This is a genomic window from Elusimicrobiota bacterium (genome assembly GCA_041660925.1).
Lineage (GTDB): Bacteria > Elusimicrobiota > Elusimicrobia > UBA1565 > UBA1565 > JBAZUV01.
In genome coordinates, this window is the sequence record JBAZVI010000003.1 from 88,579 (window position 1) to 105,483 (window position 16,905).

General features: G+C 70.9%; 10 protein-coding genes. 1 reads left to right on the plus strand and 9 read right to left on the minus strand.

Annotated elements, in window-relative coordinates; all coding sequences use genetic code 11:
* Position 1: 1 nt before the first annotated feature.
* The 8 genes from WC969_05495 to WC969_05530 form a co-directional block, all read right to left on the minus strand.
* A complete protein-coding gene (locus WC969_05495) occupies positions 2 to 5,233 on the minus strand; it encodes a kelch repeat-containing protein (protein MFA6029286.1) in 5,232 nt (1,743 codons plus the stop codon).
* A 100-nt stretch (positions 5,234 to 5,333) separates the two neighbouring features.
* Positions 5,334 to 5,999: a glycogen-binding domain-containing protein gene (locus WC969_05500; protein MFA6029287.1), complete on the minus strand. Its 666-nt coding sequence runs from the start codon at positions 5,997 to 5,999 to the stop codon at positions 5,334 to 5,336.
* Between the two features lie 9 nt (positions 6,000 to 6,008).
* Complete coding sequence (locus tag WC969_05505) at positions 6,009 to 8,861, minus strand: hypothetical protein (protein ID MFA6029288.1); 2,853 nt, start codon at positions 8,859 to 8,861, stop codon at positions 6,009 to 6,011.
* A gap of 192 nt (positions 8,862 to 9,053) precedes the next feature.
* A complete protein-coding gene (locus WC969_05510; GenBank protein ID MFA6029289.1) occupies positions 9,054 to 10,778 on the minus strand; it encodes a polysaccharide biosynthesis tyrosine autokinase in 1,725 nt (574 codons plus the stop codon).
* 20 nt (positions 10,779 to 10,798) lie between these two features.
* A complete protein-coding gene (locus WC969_05515) occupies positions 10,799 to 12,052 on the minus strand; it encodes a polysaccharide biosynthesis/export family protein (protein MFA6029290.1) in 1,254 nt (417 codons plus the stop codon).
* A complete protein-coding gene (rpiB, locus tag WC969_05520; GenBank protein MFA6029291.1) occupies positions 12,049 to 12,510 on the minus strand; it encodes a ribose 5-phosphate isomerase B in 462 nt (153 codons plus the stop codon). Before rpiB ends, WC969_05515 begins: the two co-directional genes overlap by 4 nt.
* Entirely contained in the window at positions 12,507 to 13,304 is a 798-nt protein-coding gene (locus WC969_05525; protein MFA6029292.1) for a BadF/BadG/BcrA/BcrD ATPase family protein, read from the minus strand. Before WC969_05525 ends, rpiB begins: the two co-directional genes overlap by 4 nt.
* Positions 13,301 to 13,966, minus strand: coding sequence for a hypothetical protein (locus tag WC969_05530; GenBank protein ID MFA6029293.1), 666 nt, complete (start codon positions 13,964 to 13,966; stop codon positions 13,301 to 13,303). Before WC969_05530 ends, WC969_05525 begins: the two co-directional genes overlap by 4 nt.
* A 179-nt stretch (positions 13,967 to 14,145) precedes the next feature.
* Here WC969_05530 and WC969_05535 point away from each other — a divergent pair, with 179 nt between their 5' ends.
* Complete coding sequence (locus WC969_05535) at positions 14,146 to 14,571, plus strand: MazG nucleotide pyrophosphohydrolase domain-containing protein (GenBank protein MFA6029294.1); 426 nt, start codon at positions 14,146 to 14,148, stop codon at positions 14,569 to 14,571.
* On the opposite strand, the gene WC969_05540 is transcribed toward WC969_05535, so the two are convergent.
* The gene (locus tag WC969_05540; protein MFA6029295.1) at positions 14,565 to 16,685 is read right to left on the minus strand and encodes a SpoIID/LytB domain-containing protein; all 2,121 of its coding nucleotides are present in this window, start codon (positions 16,683 to 16,685) and stop codon (positions 14,565 to 14,567) included. The genes WC969_05535 and WC969_05540 overlap by 7 nt on opposite strands.
* Between the last annotated feature and the right edge of the window lie 220 nt (positions 16,686 to 16,905).

The following is a 16,905-nucleotide window of genomic DNA, read 5'->3' on the forward strand; positions in this document are numbered from 1 at the left end:
GTCAGCGCACCACCGCGATCTTCAGGGTCCGGCGGTTGCCGTTGGCCTCGATGACGGCCAGATAGAGGCCGCTGGCGACCGGGCGTCCGGATTTGTTGGCGGCGTCCCAGGTGAGGAGGCCGGAGGCGTTCGCGGTGCGGTCGAAGAGCTCTTCCCCGTGCAGAGTGAAGACGCGCACCCGGCTCCCCGCGGGGAGCCGGTCGAAGGTGAAATAGCTCTGGCTGTTCTTGTAGAGCGGGTTCGGGAAGACGCGCGCCGTCTCGATCGTGCTGGAGGGCGAGAGCTGGGCGAGCTGGTAGATGGAGAGGTGGTTGAGCTGGGCGGTGACGAGCCGGGAGGCGTCGTCGACGCGGCTCTGCAGCGGGACGCAGGCGCGCGAGGTCTCGTCGTAGCGCACCATCCCGAGGGTGGCGACGCTCCCGAGGTTCGCCTCGCCGGTGTTGTAGGAGATGCCGAGCTCGAAGGGGCCCTTGGCCTGCAGGTAGGGGATGGGCGTCACGACGACCGCGGCGTTGATGTTCCCGCAGTTCAGGACGCTGTAGGAGGAGATGAAGAGGCGGACGTCCTCCGAGAAGGTGTTCGGCGGCACGCGCACGAAGATCTTGCGGCCGGAGCCGATGTTGCCGGACATGACCGTCATCGCGTTCTTCGGCGCGAGGATGGCCAGCGAGCCGACGGGGCCGCCGCCGTTGTCGGTGAACGCGCGGGTGGAGACGAACGCGGTCTCGGCGCCGTACTGGTTGCGCGCGTAGATGCGGATGTCGTAGGTGAGTCCCGTGAGGAGCCCGGAGAGCGTCGCGCTCAGCGCCGTGTAGCTCGAGGAGTAGGCGATGGGCGTCGAGTAGTGGTTGACGAAGTTGTCGGAGGAGACCACGATCTGCCAGGTGGTCGTCGACGAATTCGAGTTCGCGCCCCAGACCACGCCGATGCTCGCGGGGTCGGTGAAGGCGACCGTCGGGCTCGCCGCCGGGTTGGCGAGCGTGCAGGTGCTCCCCAGGGCCGTGTAGGCGCTCTCGATGCCGTCGCCGTTGACCGCGGCGACGCTCACGTGGTAGAGCGTGTTGGGGACCATCGCGGCGTTGTCGACCGTCAGCCCGCGGGTGAGGTCCGTGATGTCCGTGATCGCGACCGCAGCGCCCGTCCCGTCGGGGAGGATCTTCAGGTTGAAGGTCGTCCCGGTCGGGTTCTGGTTGGCCTGCCAGGTCGCCAGGAACCCGCCGGTGGAGACGTAGTTCAGCGCCGGGATGCCCGCGCCGGGCGCCGCCGCGTAAGTGTACACGGTCACGCCCGGAGAGAGGAGCCCGTTGCCGGTGTCGGTGATGGCCTGGATCTGGAGGCCGTAGGCCGTGTTCGTCGAGATCCCGCTCATGAGGAAGGACGGGGTGCCGACGGTCGCGATGCGCGTGCCGGAGGTCGTCGCGAAGACGTTGTAGGAGGAGGCCGCGCTGTTGTTCGACCAGGACCAGAGGATGGAGGTCGGCGACTGCGGAGCGCCGGAGAGCCCGGTGATGTCTCCCGAGGGGGTGGTGTAGGGGACGCTGGAGGTGATGACCGGGCCGTCGCCCGAGATGTTGAAGGCGGCGACCTTGATGGCCGCGACCGTGTCGGGACCGAGGTTCCGCTGGATGAAGACGTTCGTCGGCGCGGTCGCGATGAAGACCCCGTTGGTCGCGGAATAGACGATGTAGCCGTCGAAGGACCCGCCGGCCGCGTTCCAGGTCCACGAGATCGAGGACACCCCGAGGACGATCCCCGAGGGGATGCCCGGGCTCGCGCTCGGCCGGGGTGGGCCGATCTGGATGGACATGGCGTCGGAGAACTGAGCGTTGGCCGCTACGCGGATCTGATACCAGCCGCGCGGTGCGAGCCCGGTGCTCGTCGGGATCTGAAGGGTGATCGAGGAGTCCATGATCGACCACGCATTGTAGGCGGGGTCGTAGACGCGGGTCGTCAGGTCGACGACGAAGCCGCTGTCGGACTGCGTGTTGTTCCCCGAGCCGTCCATGCGCTGGATGTAGACGCGGGGCAGGTGGTGGGAGGACTGCGCGTTGCCGCGGCCTCCGGAGGCCTCGCCGTTGCCCTGGAAGTGCGTCCCCCGCAGGGTGATGGAGGTCCCCTGCACGAAGGTCATCGTGTCGATGCTGACGATGGTCGGCTGGCGCAGGCTCGGGGGCGGGGAGGCCTGGTCGATCGTCCCCGGGGCGTAATAGCGGTATTCGACGGAGTTCAGGCGGTCGAGCCCGGTGAAGCCGCCGACCAGCACGACCATCCCGTTGTGCGCGAGGAGCGTGGAGTGGTAGGCGCGCGCGGCCGCGAGCTTGCCCTGCAGCTGCCAGGTGCTGTGGTCGACGTCGAAGCCTTCGGTGTCGATGACCGGCTGACCGAGGCGGTCGATGCCGCCGGTGACGAGCACCTTGCCGTCGGGAAGGAGGGTCGCGTTGTGGCGCAGGCGCGGCACGAGCATGTCGTTGCCGTTCCCCCCCCCGAAGGAGGTCGTGTAAGCCCACGCGTTCGTGACGGGGTTGTAGATCTCCGCGGCGGCGATCTCTCCGTACCCGTCGGAGCCGCCGGTGACGAGCAGACGCCCGTCGCGCAGGAGCGTGGCGCTGTGCGCGTAGCGCGACTGGCTCAGCGAGGTCCGCAGCGTCCAGAGCCCGGTGGTCGGGTTGTACTCCTCGACCTCGCCGCGCACGGTGCTGTTGACGCCGCCGGCGACCAGGACCTTGCCGTTCTGCTGAAGGCTCATCGTGTGCTGGCCGCGCGCGACCGACATCGAAGGGATCGGGCGCCAGACCATCGCCGTCGTGATGTAGATCTCGGCGGTGTTGAGGTAGTTCCCGCTCGCGTCGTAGCCGCCGGCCACGAGGACGTTCCCGTCGGGCAGGAGCACGGAGGTGTGATAGCTGCGCGAGGAGACCATCTGGGAGGTCGGGACCCAGGTCCCGGTCTCGGGGAAGAAGAGTTCCGCCGAGCGCGTCGCACCGGTCGAGCCGATCGAGATGAAGCCGCCCGCGGCCAGCACCCGTCCGTTGGGGAGCAGCGTGGCGGTGTGGAGGTTGCGCGGGTAGCGCATGCCGCCCGTCGCCGCCCAGACGCCGGTCTGCGGGTCGTAGAGCTCGGCGGCGTTGAGCACGACGGTGCCGTTGGTGCCGCCGGCCGCGAGGAGCCGCCCGTCGGGCAGCACGGTCGTCGTGTGGTGCGAGCGCGACGCGAGCATGTTCGCCGACGCCAAGGTCTGCCAGGGGGTGTCGCTGGCAGGCACCGGGATGAGGGCGCCGGGAGTGTCGGTGCGCAGGGTGAGGAAGGCGCTGCAGGTGGCGTCGCCGCAGGTCTGCCCGCCGAAGAAGGCCTCGTCGCCGTTGGGGGTCAGCACGGAGGTGTGGTTGTAGCGCGGAGCGCCGGCGGCGCCGAACGCCATGGTGTTCTTGGAGGGGTCGTAGTGCTCGACGTCGCCGAAGATCATGCGCCGGATGGTCACCGTGGCGATGTCGTAGTCGAAGCCGATCCCGGCCAGGTTCACCGGGCTCACGATGTACTGCAGACGAAGCGTGACGCCGCTGACGGTGAGGCTCACGGGGAGCACGGGGCTCGCGCGGGCGGTCGTGGTGCTGATGACGATCGAGCCGCGGACACCGAGGAAATCGCGGTTGGCCATGTTGATGTGCGCGCCCGTGAGGTCGGTGGTCGGCACGACGGAGCCGCCGGTCAGGTCGCAGGTCCCCGAGGTGAGGGAGAGCGCGTAGGCGCCGATGGTGTCGCTGCCCGATTCCGTGATGTTCGCCGTGATGATGCGCGCCTGGCCGGTGAGGATGGTGCTGGAGGGAGGGACGTAGTCGGTCATGGGGAAGGCGACGTCGATGCTCCCCAGGCGCAGCGTGCCGCCGGAGATGTCGCAGGTGCTGTTGCCCGCGCAGCCGGCGCCCGCCGCGATCACGAGCGTGCTCCCCGCGCCCGAGGGCGTGTCCGGGGTCCCCGCGTTGCGGGCGTCGAAGATGATGGTGCCGCTCGGGTTCGTCATCGGGACCGGGTCGCCGTAATAGTTGACCCGGCCGTTGACGACGGGGTAGCCGTTGATGGAGAAGCGCGTGGTGCGCGTGCTGAAGTAGACCTTCCCGTCCTCGAGCGTGGCCGTGGGGCTCGAGATGAAGATGTCTCCGTCGACGATGGAGCCGTTGGCCGCGACCGCGAGCTGGGGCTGCAGGACGACGTTGAGGTTGCTCGCCGTGGAGATGATGCCCGTCGAGAGCGCCAGCACCGTGTCGATGAGGGTCGAAGGGTTCTCGAAATTGTAGGTCGTCTTGTAATAATAGGTAGTGACGTTGCCCAGACCGCCGAAGAGGGTCACGACCCCGCTCGGGTCGAGCTCCGCGGTGTGGAGCATCTTCCGTTCCTGCATCGGCTGGCCGGGCGAGATGCTGTCCGAGATCGGGTTATAGATCTCGGTGGTCTCCAGGATGCCCTGGGTCTCCTTGGTGTTGCGGGCGTTGTAGCCGCCGGCGATGAGGACGTTGCGGTTCCCGAGCCCGGTCGCCGAATGGTAGGCGCGCTTCGTGATGAGGCTGGGGCCGGGGGTCCAGACGTTGGCGGCATAGTCGTAGAGCTCGGTGGAGACCGAGTAGTCCGGGCCGGGGAAGAGGTAGCCGCCGGCCACGAAGACCTTGCCGTTGTAAAGGAGGGTCGCGGTATGGCCCCCGCGGGGCTGCTGGAGCGCGGTGACCGACACGAAGTCGTCGAACCCCGGGCCCGGGCGGAAGAGGATGCAGGAGCCGGTGAGCGTCCCCGCGGAGTCCTGTCCGCCGGCGATGAGGACGCGGCCGCTGGGCAGCAGGGTCGCGGTGTGGCTGTGCCGGCCGGGTGCGCCCCCGGGGAAGTTGACGGTGAGCCACGAGTTCGTGACGGGGTTGTAGACCTCGGCGTTGTTGAGGTAGGTCCCGCCGTTGTCGATGCCGCCGGCTACGAGCACGCGCCCGTCCGGGAGGACGGTCGCGGTGTGCGAGGAGCGCGAGAAGATCATCGCGGCGGCCGCTACCGTGGGGCCGTCGCGCTGGGACGGGAAGATCTCGGCGGTCTGGAGCACGGTGCCCACGTCGTTGCGGCCGCCGACGATGAGGAGGTTCCCGTCGGGAAGCAGCGAGCTCGTGTGATGGACGCGGCGCGACTGGGCGTCGGCCTGCACGGCCGCGGCCGTCAGGGCGGTGGTCACGATGAGCAGAGCGCGAAGTAGGTTCCGCATGGTGACGGCACGTCGCCGGATAGACGTAGTCCAGGCGCCGTTACTGCGAGTTTAGCCGGGCGATGTTACAAAAACAATAACGTGAGGGAGGTTTTTGCGGCTAGGGGACTTCGACGGTCTGCTTCTTCGTGAGGTGGCGCTTGCCGTGGGCGTCGATGGCTTCGAACCGGTAGGCATAGGGGCTGCCGGACTTCAGGTAGACCGTCAGGCGCCATTCGCCGGAGGAGTCCTTGAACATCGGCTTGCGGCCGTTGGTGCGGACGAGGAACGGACCGAGGAGGTAGACCTCCTTGGCCCCGGCGTCGGCATACGAGAAATCGACGGGTTTGGAGACCCCTCCGGCCGGACGGGCCGAGGCGCCGTTCGCCGGCTCGGCGGCCGGGGCCGCCGCTTTGGGTGCGGGAGGCGCCGGCTTTGCGGCCTCCTTCGCGGCGGGGGTCTTCGAAGTCTTCGCGGGCTCCTTCTTCGTTTCGGGCGCGGCGGGCTTCGTCTCCTGCGGGGACTCCTCCTTCGCGGGAGTCTTGGCTTCGGGGGCCGCGGCGGCGGGCTTGGCCGGCGTCCGGGCGACGACGAGCGGAGGCTGCGAGAGGTGACGGATCCGGGCGTAGAGGCCGCCGGCGCAGAGCAGGAGGACGAGACCGATGACGGCGAGTAGGCCGCCCCAGAGGGTGCGGCTGCCGCCGTGCGCGGGACGGAGCGGGACGGTGTCCGCCGTCCCCGTCTCGCGGGGAGGTTCGTTCTTCACGCCGAAGGGATCGAAGGCCACGACGCGATTCTAGTCCATCCCGCCGTCGGGTGTCAATGTCGCGGAGGCCCGCCGCCAGGGGAGAGGGCGCAGCCGCCAGAGAGGACGGGCGTGGAGCTGGTAGACGCCGTCGCGGCTGAACCAGAGCGTCTCCCCCCGCCAGGCGAGGGCGGAGAGCGGCGCGGCGTCGTCGGGCAGAGGCGCGCGCAGGTCCGCGGAGGAGCTCCCCGCGGGGTCCGTCGGCGAACGCAGGCGCCCCGCGGCGTCGGCGGCCCAGAGGGCGCCGTCGCGCTGCGCGAGCGCGGCCGGCGCCAGTGCGAGGGGACGCTCCTCGAGCGGCGTGAGCGCGTCGTCGAGGGCTCGGCGGCGCAGGACCCGGTCGGCGGCGTCGGCGACCCAGAGGTCGCGGCCGTCGTAGACGACGGCGCTCGGGCGCGAGCCGCCGGCCGGCCAGGAGCGCTCGGGCAGCAACGCGCCGTCCTGGACGCGCATGCGCGAGAGCGCCCGCGCGTCGGCGTCGAGCACGAAGACGGTCCCGTTCGCGCGGGTGAATCCGCTCAGGCGGACGCCCTGCACCGGGAAGCGGGCCTCGGAGACCATCCCCTCCGGCGAGAGGTGCAGCCGGTAGAGGGCGTTCTCGGAAGCGTCGGCGACCCAGAGGACGTCCCCCTCCCAGAGCATGGCGGTCGGGTGCGAGAAAGGCACGGCGTAGTCCGCGCCCTGGAGCCCGAGGGCCCGGACGGCGGCGGCGGCGAGGCCGGCGGCGAGCGCGAGGACGGCGAAGCGGCGCAGCCAGCGCCGCGGACGGTCCTCGGCGTCGACGTCGGGGAGCACCCCGTCCGGCGAAGGGGGCCGGCGCGCGAGCTCGGCTTTCAGTTCGGAGACCTGGCGGCGCAGGCGCGCGATCTCCGTTTCGGCCTCGTGCTTCTGGACGGCGAAGAGCTTCGAGTAGCCTCGGCGGGCCTCCTCGACCTGCTCGACGGTCTCGCGCAGGCGCTCGTTGCTGCGCTCGAGGAAGAAGCGCTCGACGCCGTGCAGCGCCTCCTCGAACTTCGCCAGGTCCTCGCGTCGGATGTTCGTCTGCTCCTCGAGCAGGGCCGCGCGCTCGACCTCGAAGCCTCCGCGCGCGGCGGCGAGCTCGGCGCGCAGGGCGGCGGACTCTTCGTCGCCGGCGCGGCGCATCTCCGTCTCTCGCGCGCGGTGCGACGCGTCGAGCGCGCGCAGGGCCTCGTCCTGGGACTCGAGCATCCTGCGCGTGCGCTCCGCGAAGGTCTTCTCGAGGCTTTGGAAGGCGACGGCGTGAGAGGCGGCGGCGGCCTCGCGCTCCTTCTCGATCTCCACGGAGATGGCGCGGCGCTCGGCGCGGAAATCCTCGCGCTGGCGGCGCAGCTCCTCGGCGAAGCGGTCGAGTTCGGCCCGATGGGCGTCGCGCAGGCGCGCGAGCTCCGCGGCGCCGGCCCCCTCGCGCTCGCCGGCGGCGGTGCGCAGCGAGTCGGCCAGGCGGCGGGCTTCCTCGGCCCGGTCCCCGAGCTCGCGCTCGTGGCGTTCGCGCATCGCGGAGAGCTCCGCACCGAGGCGGCCGGCGCGCTCGTCGTGCTCCTCGCGCAGGCGGCGCAGCTCGAGGGAGTGCTCCTCGCGCAGCCCGTTCTCCCGCTCCTCGGCGCGGCGCAGGAGCTCCGCCTCGCGCTCCTCGACGCGGCGTTGGAACTCCCCCGAGAGGGAGGCCTGGTCGACGAGGACCCGCTGCTGCCAGGAGGAGAGCTGTCCGCGCAGCGCGTCGAGGTCCGCGGCGTGGCGGTCCTCCTGGCGGCGGCGAAGTTCGGCCTGCTCGGCGAGGACGCGCTCGCGCTCGGCGGCGAGGACGTCCCCCTGCCGGGAGAGGTCGGCCTTCAGAGCGGAGATCTCCCCGGCCAGCCGGACGGCGACCCCCTCGGACTCGAGACGGAGGGCTTCGATGCGCGCGTGGAGATCGGAGCGCTCGCGCGCGAAGGCTTCCTCGGCTTTCCGGACGGCCGCTTCCTCCCGGGAGGCGGCGGCCGCCTCGGCGTCCGCGAGCGCCTGCCGGAGTTCGGCGAAGCGGTCCGCGCGGAGGGACAGCTCGGCCTCGAGCTGCCGCTTCTCGCCTTCGATGCCCGCGCGCAGCGCGGCGTGCAGGTCCCGCTCGCGCGCGAGCGCGAGGTCGTGCTCCTCCTGCAGGCGCGCGCGCAGGCGTCCCAGATCCTCCTCGAAGGCCGCGCGGCGGCGCGCGGTCTCCTGCTCGAGGAGCAGGGCCTTCTGGTGGGACTGGTCGGACTGCAGCCGGATCTCGGCGAGGGCGTCCTCGCGCGCGCGCTCGGCCTTGGCGCGCTCGGTCTCGACGGCCTCGCGCGCGGATTCCTCGCGGGCTTCGAGCTCCCCGTGATAGCGCGCCTGGGCTTCGGCGAGGGCGCGGGTGTAGGTGCCCTCCATCTCGGAGAGCATGCGGGCGTGGCCCTCGAGCTCGCGCTTGTGGGCCTCCTCCGCCTCGGCGAGGCGCTTTCGGACCTTCGCCTCGAGGACCTCCTGGGTCTTCTCGAGGTCCTGACGGCGACGGACGAACTCTTCGACCTGCAGCTCGCCCTTGAAGAGGCTGTTGAGGATGCCCTGCATCTCGGCGACGAAGCGTTCGCGCTCGGCCAGGCGCGTGAGGCGCTCGTCGACGGAAAGCCGGAAGCGCTCGAGCTCCTTGACCGCGTCCTCTCGTCCGAGGGCGGCGGCCTTGAGCAGCTCGCGCATCTCCCCCTGGCCGCTCTCGAGCATGCGCATGCGCTCGAGCGCCCAGCGCAGGGTCATGCGCGCGGTGTCGAGGTTGGCGACGCTGTCGAGCAGCTCTTCGGGGCCCTTCTCGGGCTGTTCAGCGCTCATTCAGGATGTATATAGCAGGCCTGCGCCTCATTTTCAATGACGCGCTTGTTAACGGGAATCCCCACTGGGGGATTCCCGTTGGATGTTTCCGATGGATGGATAGACCGTCCCACTATACTCCCCTCCGGGAAATTCGGCATGGAAAAAGCTGAATCGACGCTCGGCGGGACGAAGGCGGCCGAATTTCCCGGATTATGCCGACGGCTTCTTGTCCGAGTTCGAATAGCGGTAGTAGTAGTGATAGTCGCCGTAGTAGCGGCCGCCGCGTCCGGTGACCTGGTTGAGCACGGCCCCGGAGATGCGCAGGCCGCCTTCCTCGATCTTCTGGCGCGCGCGGCGCGCGAGCAGGGCGTGGGCTCCGCCGAACTTCGCGACGAAGACCGCGGCGTCGGCGTGCCGGCCCCAGAGGAGGGCGTCGGAGATGGGGAGGACGGGCGTCCCGTCGACGATGACGCGGTCGTAGCGTCCCCGGGCCCAGCCGATGAGGGCGTTCACGCGCGGGGTGCTCAGGAGTTCCGAGGGGTTCGGAGGGATGCGCCCGCACGGGAGCACGTCGAGATTGGCCACGCCCGAGGGGCGCACGAGGCCTTCGAGCTCGGAGACGTCCTTGCCGTGCGCGAGGAACCAGCTCACGCCGGACTCGTTGTTGACCGCGAAGCGCTTGTGCACGTTCGGCCGGCGCAGGTCGCCCTCGAGGAGCAGGACTTTCTCGCCGAGCTGCGCGAAGACGATGGCCAGGCTCATCGCGAGGAAGGTCTTCCCCTCCCCCTGCGTCGTGCTGGTGATGAGCAGGGTCTTGAGGTCCCTCCCCGCGCCGGCGAAGCCGAGCATCGTGCGGATGTTCCGCAGGGACTCCCCGGTGAAGGAGTCGGGCCCCGCGAGCACGTCGACGTAGGACTTCAAGGAGTCTCCCGCGAAGGTCGCGCGCGGTACGGCGCCGAGGAAGGGCAGGCCGAGCTTGCGCTCGACGTCCTCCTGCGAGCGCACGGTCTGGTCGAGGGCGTCGGCGCCGAGGGCGAGGAAGAAGCCCGCGAGCAGCCCGAGCAGCGCGGCGAGCGCGAGCGAACGCGCCTTGCGGGGCTTCGAGGGGGTTCGCGGGACCTCCGCCGGGTCGACGATGCGCACGTTGTTCCCGAGGAGCTGTCCCGAGAGCTCCGCTTTCATGCTCTGGACGATCTTCCCCGTCTCGTCCTGGATGCGGGAGCGCAGGGCCTCCATCTGGGACTTGAGGCGTATGACCTCGGGGTGCTCCGGGGTGTAGCGGCGCGAGAGGTCCCCCCAGCGCGCCTCGAGGCCGGCGTAGGAGGCCTTCAGCGTCTGGATGAGCTGGCTGTTGACGACGGCGGGCAGGGAGTCCGGGGAGACGTCGCGGGGGTCCTTCGCGGCGCCTCCGGGGTAGAGGGCGGCGAGGATCTCCTTGGAGATGAAGAGTTTGTTCTCGACGTTCTCCGCGACGAAGGAGGCGGCGACGGCGTTCGCGACGCCCGCGGCGAGCGCCGGGTCGTGGGATTCGACGGTCACGTTCACGAGGCGGCTGCGGCGCACCGGAGAGATCGCGACGGCGCGCTCGAGCGCCTCGACGCCGGAAGAGAAGTCCTCGGCCTTGGAGAGCGCGAGGTTCTGGTGGACCTTGCGCAGGAGACTTCGGCTCTTGAGCAGGCGGTACTGGGTCTGGTAGTAGTCGTCGTCGCTCGCCTCCACCATCGCGCCCTCGCTGTAGACCGGGGCGCGCCGCTCCTTCTCGATGAGGAGCAGGGCGGAGGCGGAGTAGACGGGGCGCGCCGTGAAGACGTAGAGGAGCGCGCCGAGGGTCGAGACGAGGAAGGCCGAGAGCACCACCCAGCGGCGGCGCACGAGGACCTGGAGATAGCTGGCGAGGTCGATGTCCGGGGCGTTCTCGGCGGGCTGCTCGTCCATGGGGTCCTCCGGGAGAGCCCTTAGAAGAGGCTCTCCGGGATGATGACGACGTCGTTGGGCTGGAGGCGCAGGTCTTTGCTCTTGTCCCCGCGTTTGGTGATGGCCGTGATCTCGATGAGCAGGGTCTCGCTTCGGCCGTTGACGTTGCGGACGATGCGCGTGCGGTCGACGGCGGCGTAGGGCGTGAAGCCGCCGGCGAGCGTGACGGCCTCCAGGACCGTGAGCGGGGCCTCGGTGGGCAGCGGGTAGGAGCCGGGGTTCTTGACCTCTCCGAGGACGTAGACCTGCTTGTTGCCGTATTCCTGGATGAAGACGGAGACCTGGGGGTCGACGAGGTAGCGCTTGAGCTTCGCGAGCACCGCGGCCTCGGCCTCGGCGACCGTCAGGCCGGCCACCTTCACGGCTCCCGCCAGCGGCAGGGTGATGCCCCCCTCCGGGCTCACGCGGACTTTCCGGTCGAGGTCCTTCTCCTGATAGACCGTGATCTCGAGCAGGTCGGCGGGACCGACGCGGTAGGAGGTCTGCTTCTGCTGGACGAACTGGAGGGCGTTCTTGAGCGCGGCCTCCTCGGCCTGTTCTCGCCGGACGCCCTTGGGAGCGGCGGGCTTGTCGGCGGCCGGTGCGGCGGCGTCCGTCGCGGGCGGGACGGCGGCCGAGGCCGCCTTCGCCTCGGCGTCCTCGGAGGACGGGACGCGGACGCTCACGCAGCCGGCGAGCGGCAGGAGGCCGGCGAGCAGGAGCAGCGCGGAGAAGCGGCGCAGCACGCCCGTCCAGGAGCCCCGGGACTTGAGGATGAGCTCGGCGACTTCGCGCACTGCGCCGTGCCCCCCGGGACGGCGGGTGACGAGATGGGCGAAGCGCCGGACCTCGGCGCGGGCGTTGGGGACGCAGACCGCGAGGCCGGCGCGGCGCAGTACGGGGACATCGGGGAGGTCGTCGCCGATGAAAGCCGCCTGCGAGGCCTTCAGGCCCGTCCGGCGCAGGATGTCCTCGAAGGCCGGGAGCTTCTCGAAGGTCCCGAGGACCACGTGGCGCATGCGCAGCATCTTCGCTCGGCCGACCACCCCTTCGGACTTGCGGCCGCTGATGAGGCCCGTCTCGACGCCGTTCTCCGAGAGCCAGATGAGGGCGATGCCGTCCTGGCTGTCGAAGCCCTTGAGCTCGACGAGCTTCCCGTCGCCGCCGCCGAAATGGAAGAGCCGGCCGTCGGTGAGCACGCCGTCGACGTCCATCAGCAGGAGGCGGATGCGTCGGGCGCGCTCGCGGAGGGTCATCCGTCCTTCAGGAATTCCTTCTCGATGGCCTTGACCTTCTCCAGGCGCGTGCGGTGGCGGGTCGCGTCCGAGAAGCGGGCCTCGAGCCAGGCGTCGACGATCGCGAGCGCGAGAGAGGAGCCGACGACGCGCGCTCCGAGGCAGAGGACGTTGACGTCGTCGTCCTCGACGCCCTGGCGGGCCGAGAAGGTGTCGTGGCAGAGCCCGGCGCGCACTCCGGGGAACTTGTTGGCGGCGACGCAGGCGCCGACCCCGCTGCCGCAGACCATGATGCCCCGCTCGCAGTCTCCGGAGCGCACGGACGAGACGACCTTGCGCGCGTAGTCGGGGTAGTCGGCGGGAGGTTCGGACGCGTCCGTTCCGTGGTTCATCACCACGTGTCCCTTCTGTTCGAGGTGCAGGTGGATGATCCGCTTCAATTCATAGCCGGCGTGGTCGGCGCCGATGGAGATCTTCATGGCTGGGAGTCTAGCAAACTCAAGGCGGCTTCCTCCGGCGGCGGCCCGGGCGGCAGAACGCGGAAGCGCAGCGAGCGTCCGGCCAGGGCCCGGCGGAACTCCCGCGCGAAGAGCGGGCTGCGGAAGAGCCCCCCCGCGGCGGCGAGCGGGACCGGCGGGCGCAGGCGCAGAGCGCGGGCGGAGCTCTCGGCGAGCGCGGCGAGGTCGGCGCAGGCCGTGCGGACGATCCTTCGCGCGCGGGCGTCGCGCGGCGCGCGCCGCAGCACCTCGCGGGCACGGGCGGCCACCGCCCGGACGGGGGCCGGCTTCTTGACCGCGCGCAGGGCCGCCGGCTCGGGCCCGAGCCGCAGCCAGGCGCGGCCCATCCAGAAGGCCGAGCCCTCGTCGCCGAGCAGCGCGCCGAGGCCTCCGAAGCGGCCGACCTTCCCGCCGGGTCCGCGTCCGTAGGCGGCCGAGCCGGTGCCCGCGACGAGCAGCAGGCCCGGAGCGTCCCCGAAGGCGGCGCTGCGGGCGAGCTCGAGGTCGGAGAGCACGAGGGCTTTCCGGGCGAGGGGGCGCAGGCGCGCGCGCAGCGCGGCCTTCTCCCGCGGGAGCCAGACGCCGCGCGCGCCGAGCACGAGGCGTTCGACGCGGCGCAGCCCGAGTCGCCGCAAGGCGCGGGCGAGGGAGCGCTCCACGGGGTCGCCGAGCCGGAAGGGGATGCGCGTGCGCAGGAGGGCGCGGCGGCCGGGGACGCGGACGGCGACGCGCAGCCAGGTCCCGCCGACGTCGGCGGAGCAGACCGCTCCGGTCATGGGACGGGCTTGTAGGCGGGGAGGCGCTCGCGCTCGCCCTGCACGCGCAGGAGCGCCTGTTCGAGCGAGCGGGCCCAGCTGATGGCGCTGTCGCGCATATCCTGGGGGACCTTGGGGTCCATCATCATCCCGATGACCTCTTCGACGAGGAGGCGCCGCGTCGCGACGCTGGCGTCGAAGCGGACGATGACCTTCGGCCTCTCCCCCCGCTCGTAGGGCAGGAGCTGGATCTCGAGGACTCCCAGCGGGACGACGCGCTTGGGGCGGACGTCGAGCTCGTCGAGGCGCAGGATGTCGCGGGGGAAGGGGACGCGGTAGGAGCGGCCCTGGACGACGACGCGCAGCTGCGGCTGGGCGGTCCCGAAGAGGTTGCGCGTGGGCCCGAGGCGGTAGACGCCCGGCTCGATGCGCAGCAGCTGAGCCCGTCCTGGGCGCAGGTCCAGGGCGTAGCGCTCGTCCTCCGATTCGAGGTTGATGCTGCCGGCTCCGTCCTTCGTCTCTCCGGAAGGCGCGAGGACCCTGCAGCCGACGATGACCGAGGAGAAGCCGAGGCTGGATTCGGCGTAGCGGATCGGGGAGGTCCCGCGGCAGGCCGCGAGGCCGAAGAGGGAGGCCGCGAAGAGGGCCGCGCTCGCTCGGAAGACGGTCGGGCGTCGTTCCATACGCACGCGCGAGTATAGCGCATCACTGTTACGGAAACAATGCCGGCGCCTCCAGCGCTTCCCGTAAATGTCGAGGCGCCCCTCACCCCCCGATTCCCCCTCTCCCGCACGGCGGGCGAGGGGGCTGTCGAGTGTACGGATTATGTCCAGAATTCCCGCATATGATATCTTCTCTTCACATGAAGCCGATGGACCGACTCATCGCCGTCGTGGACCGCCTGCGCGGACCGGGCGGCTGCCCCTGGGACCGCGCCCAGGACCACCGCTCCCTCATCCGCTACCTGCGCGAGGAGACCCGGGAGCTCGAGCACGCCCTGCGCCGGGGCGAGTGGCACGAGATCGAGGAGGAGCTCGGCGACGTGCTCCTGCAGGTGCTCCTGCACGCGCGCATCGAGTCGGAGAAGGGGCGCTTCAGCATACAGGACGTCGCCCGCGCGCAGGCGCTCAAGCTGGTTCGCCGGCACCCCCACGTGTTCGGCGGCCGCGCCCGCGTGCGGACCGCCGGCGAGGTCCTCGCCATCTGGCAGGACGTCAAGACGCGCGAAAAGACCCTCCGCCGCCGCGACGTCCGGCGGCGCGCGGTCCGCAAGCGCACGTCTCAGTAGCGGAGATTCCCGAGTTCCGTTCCGGGGTAGTAGGCCTGCAGGATCTCGGCGTAGGTCTGTCCGTACTCCGCGCGGCCCATCGCGCCGGACTGGCACATCCCCACGCCGTGCCCCCACCCCCCGCCGTAGAAGGTGAAGACCTTCGGCTTGCCGTCCTTGCCGTACTCGGTGTCCACCACGAAGAGTCCGGAGCGCTGGGAGCCGTCGCCGAGGAGGCCGCGGATGGCGATCTCCTTGGTGACGACCTTCGTCGCTTTCGAGCCCCGGACCGCCACCGCGTTGAGGTGGCCCGAGCGCGAGCGCGTGAGCGTGCGGACGGCGAGCAGCTTGCCGACCTTCAGGGTACGGTTGATGTGCTCCTCGAGGTCTTCGGCGGTGATGACGCGCGTCCAGCGGAAGTGCGAGGGGTGCACGTAGCTCGAGCCGCGGCAGAAGGCGCTCGGCCGCGAGCGCAGCCACAGGCGCAGGGTCCAGGGCGAGTAGGGACGCTCGATCGCGCCGGGAGCGTCGAGGACGCCCTTCCAGTACGGCACGTCCCCCCAGCCCTGGAGCTCCTTGCCGCTTTGGGTGTGCCCGCCGCAGTTGGAGGCGTAGAGGACGTGCGCGATGCGGCCTCCGTAGGCGGCGACGCGTCCGCGCGTGGCCTCGACGACGGCGCGCGAGCGCGCGTTCTCGTTGCGCACGCCCCAGTACACCTGGCAGTGCTGGCCGTCGCAGATGTCGAAGCCGTCCCTGGCGTGGCGCTTGGTGACGGTCTTGATGAAGAGCGCGTGACTGCGCGCGACGACGGCCTGGGCCTTGAGCGCCTCCATCGGCGAGCCGATGGGCATCTCGGAGGCGAGCACCCCGTGGGTATAGCTCTCGAGGTCGACGACGTTGACGAGGCTCAGGCCGCGGCGCATGAGGGCGACCTCGATCTCTCCGCGCAGGGGCCGGTCGCCCCCGCCGCGGGAGGAGGAGCCGTAGTCGGCGGGGACGTCGCGCAGGACCGTGACGCCGCCGGACGCGGCGTCGGGGCGGATGCGCAGGGAGCGGCTCGAGACGGCGCGTCGATGCCCGTTCTCGTCGAAGATTTCGATGCGCGAGGCCTTCTTCCCCGGGCGGATCTTCCAGGTCTCCCCGCGCGGCCCGGAGACGAGGAGCTTCCCGGTCTTCCCCTCGATGATGTTGAAGGCCCGGGTGCAGCGGAAGGCGAGCTCGCGCCGCGGCAGCGGCTTCCCCAGCCCGCTCGTGCCCAGCCCGACCCGGAGCACGGGGAGGCGGCCGACCGGCGGCAGCGGCGGCCCCAGCGGTTCGGCCTCCGCGCTCGTCTTCGGGGCCCCGCCGTTGGGGCGGGGTGCGTCCTCGGGCTCGGGCCGCGAGGATTCGATCGCGCGCTTGCTCACCCCGGCCAGCATTCCGCGGAACTTGCGGTTGCGGGGGTCGCTGTCCTGCAGGTGCATGACCTGCTTCCAGGCCTCGTAGAAGCGGTTCGAGCGCAGGTAGGCGCGTCCGAGCTGGTAGCGGGCGGTCGTGAAGTAGGAGTCCTTCTGCACGGCCCGCCGGTAGGCCTCGATGGAGCCGTCGCGGTCGCCGGCCGTCTCGCGCGCCTTCCCGAGCCAGTAGTGCGCCAGCGAGAGCTCGGGGGCGGTCTCGGCGGCCGTCTCGAGCGCGGCGGCGGCCTTGCGCGGCTCCCCGAGCGTGAGCCAGGCCCGCCCGCGCGCGATGAAGGCGTAGGGGTCGGGCGGGGCGTTGGAGATGAAGGCGTCGAGGACCTCGAGGGTGCGCGTGGCGCGCCCGAGGCGGAACTCGGCCTCCGCGAGCGCGGTGCGGACCTCCTGGTCCTGCGGCGCGAGCTCGAGCGCCTCGGCGAACCATTCGGCCGAGCGCCGGGCGTCGCCGATCTCCGCCTGCACGATGGCGCCGTTGACCCAGGCCTCGAGGTTCTTCGGGTCGGCGCGCACGGCCTTCAGGTAGTTCTCGAGGGCCTTCGGATGGTCTCCGGTGTAGTAAAGCCGGTGCCCCTCGAGGACGTTCGTCTGGGGCAGGGGGCCGGGCGCCTGCGCCGGCGAGAGCGGCGCCGCCGAGAGGTGGAAGAGGTACGCGCACGCCAGCACGCCCGCGATATGTCGCACTCGCGCGAGAGTATACCCGCGCGCTGTTAAATTACTGTGGCGAGCGCCGCTCATCGCCTCATGTTATAAATTTGTCCGCTCCCCTCGCCCGGAGAGAACCGATCGTTTGCGTCGAGCCCGCATCCGGCAACAACGCCGGCTAGGGCGCAAGATCGGACGAACCTGCGTCAAGGACCCATGGAACGGGACGAAGGCGCGGCTACAATCGTGGCATGCGGCG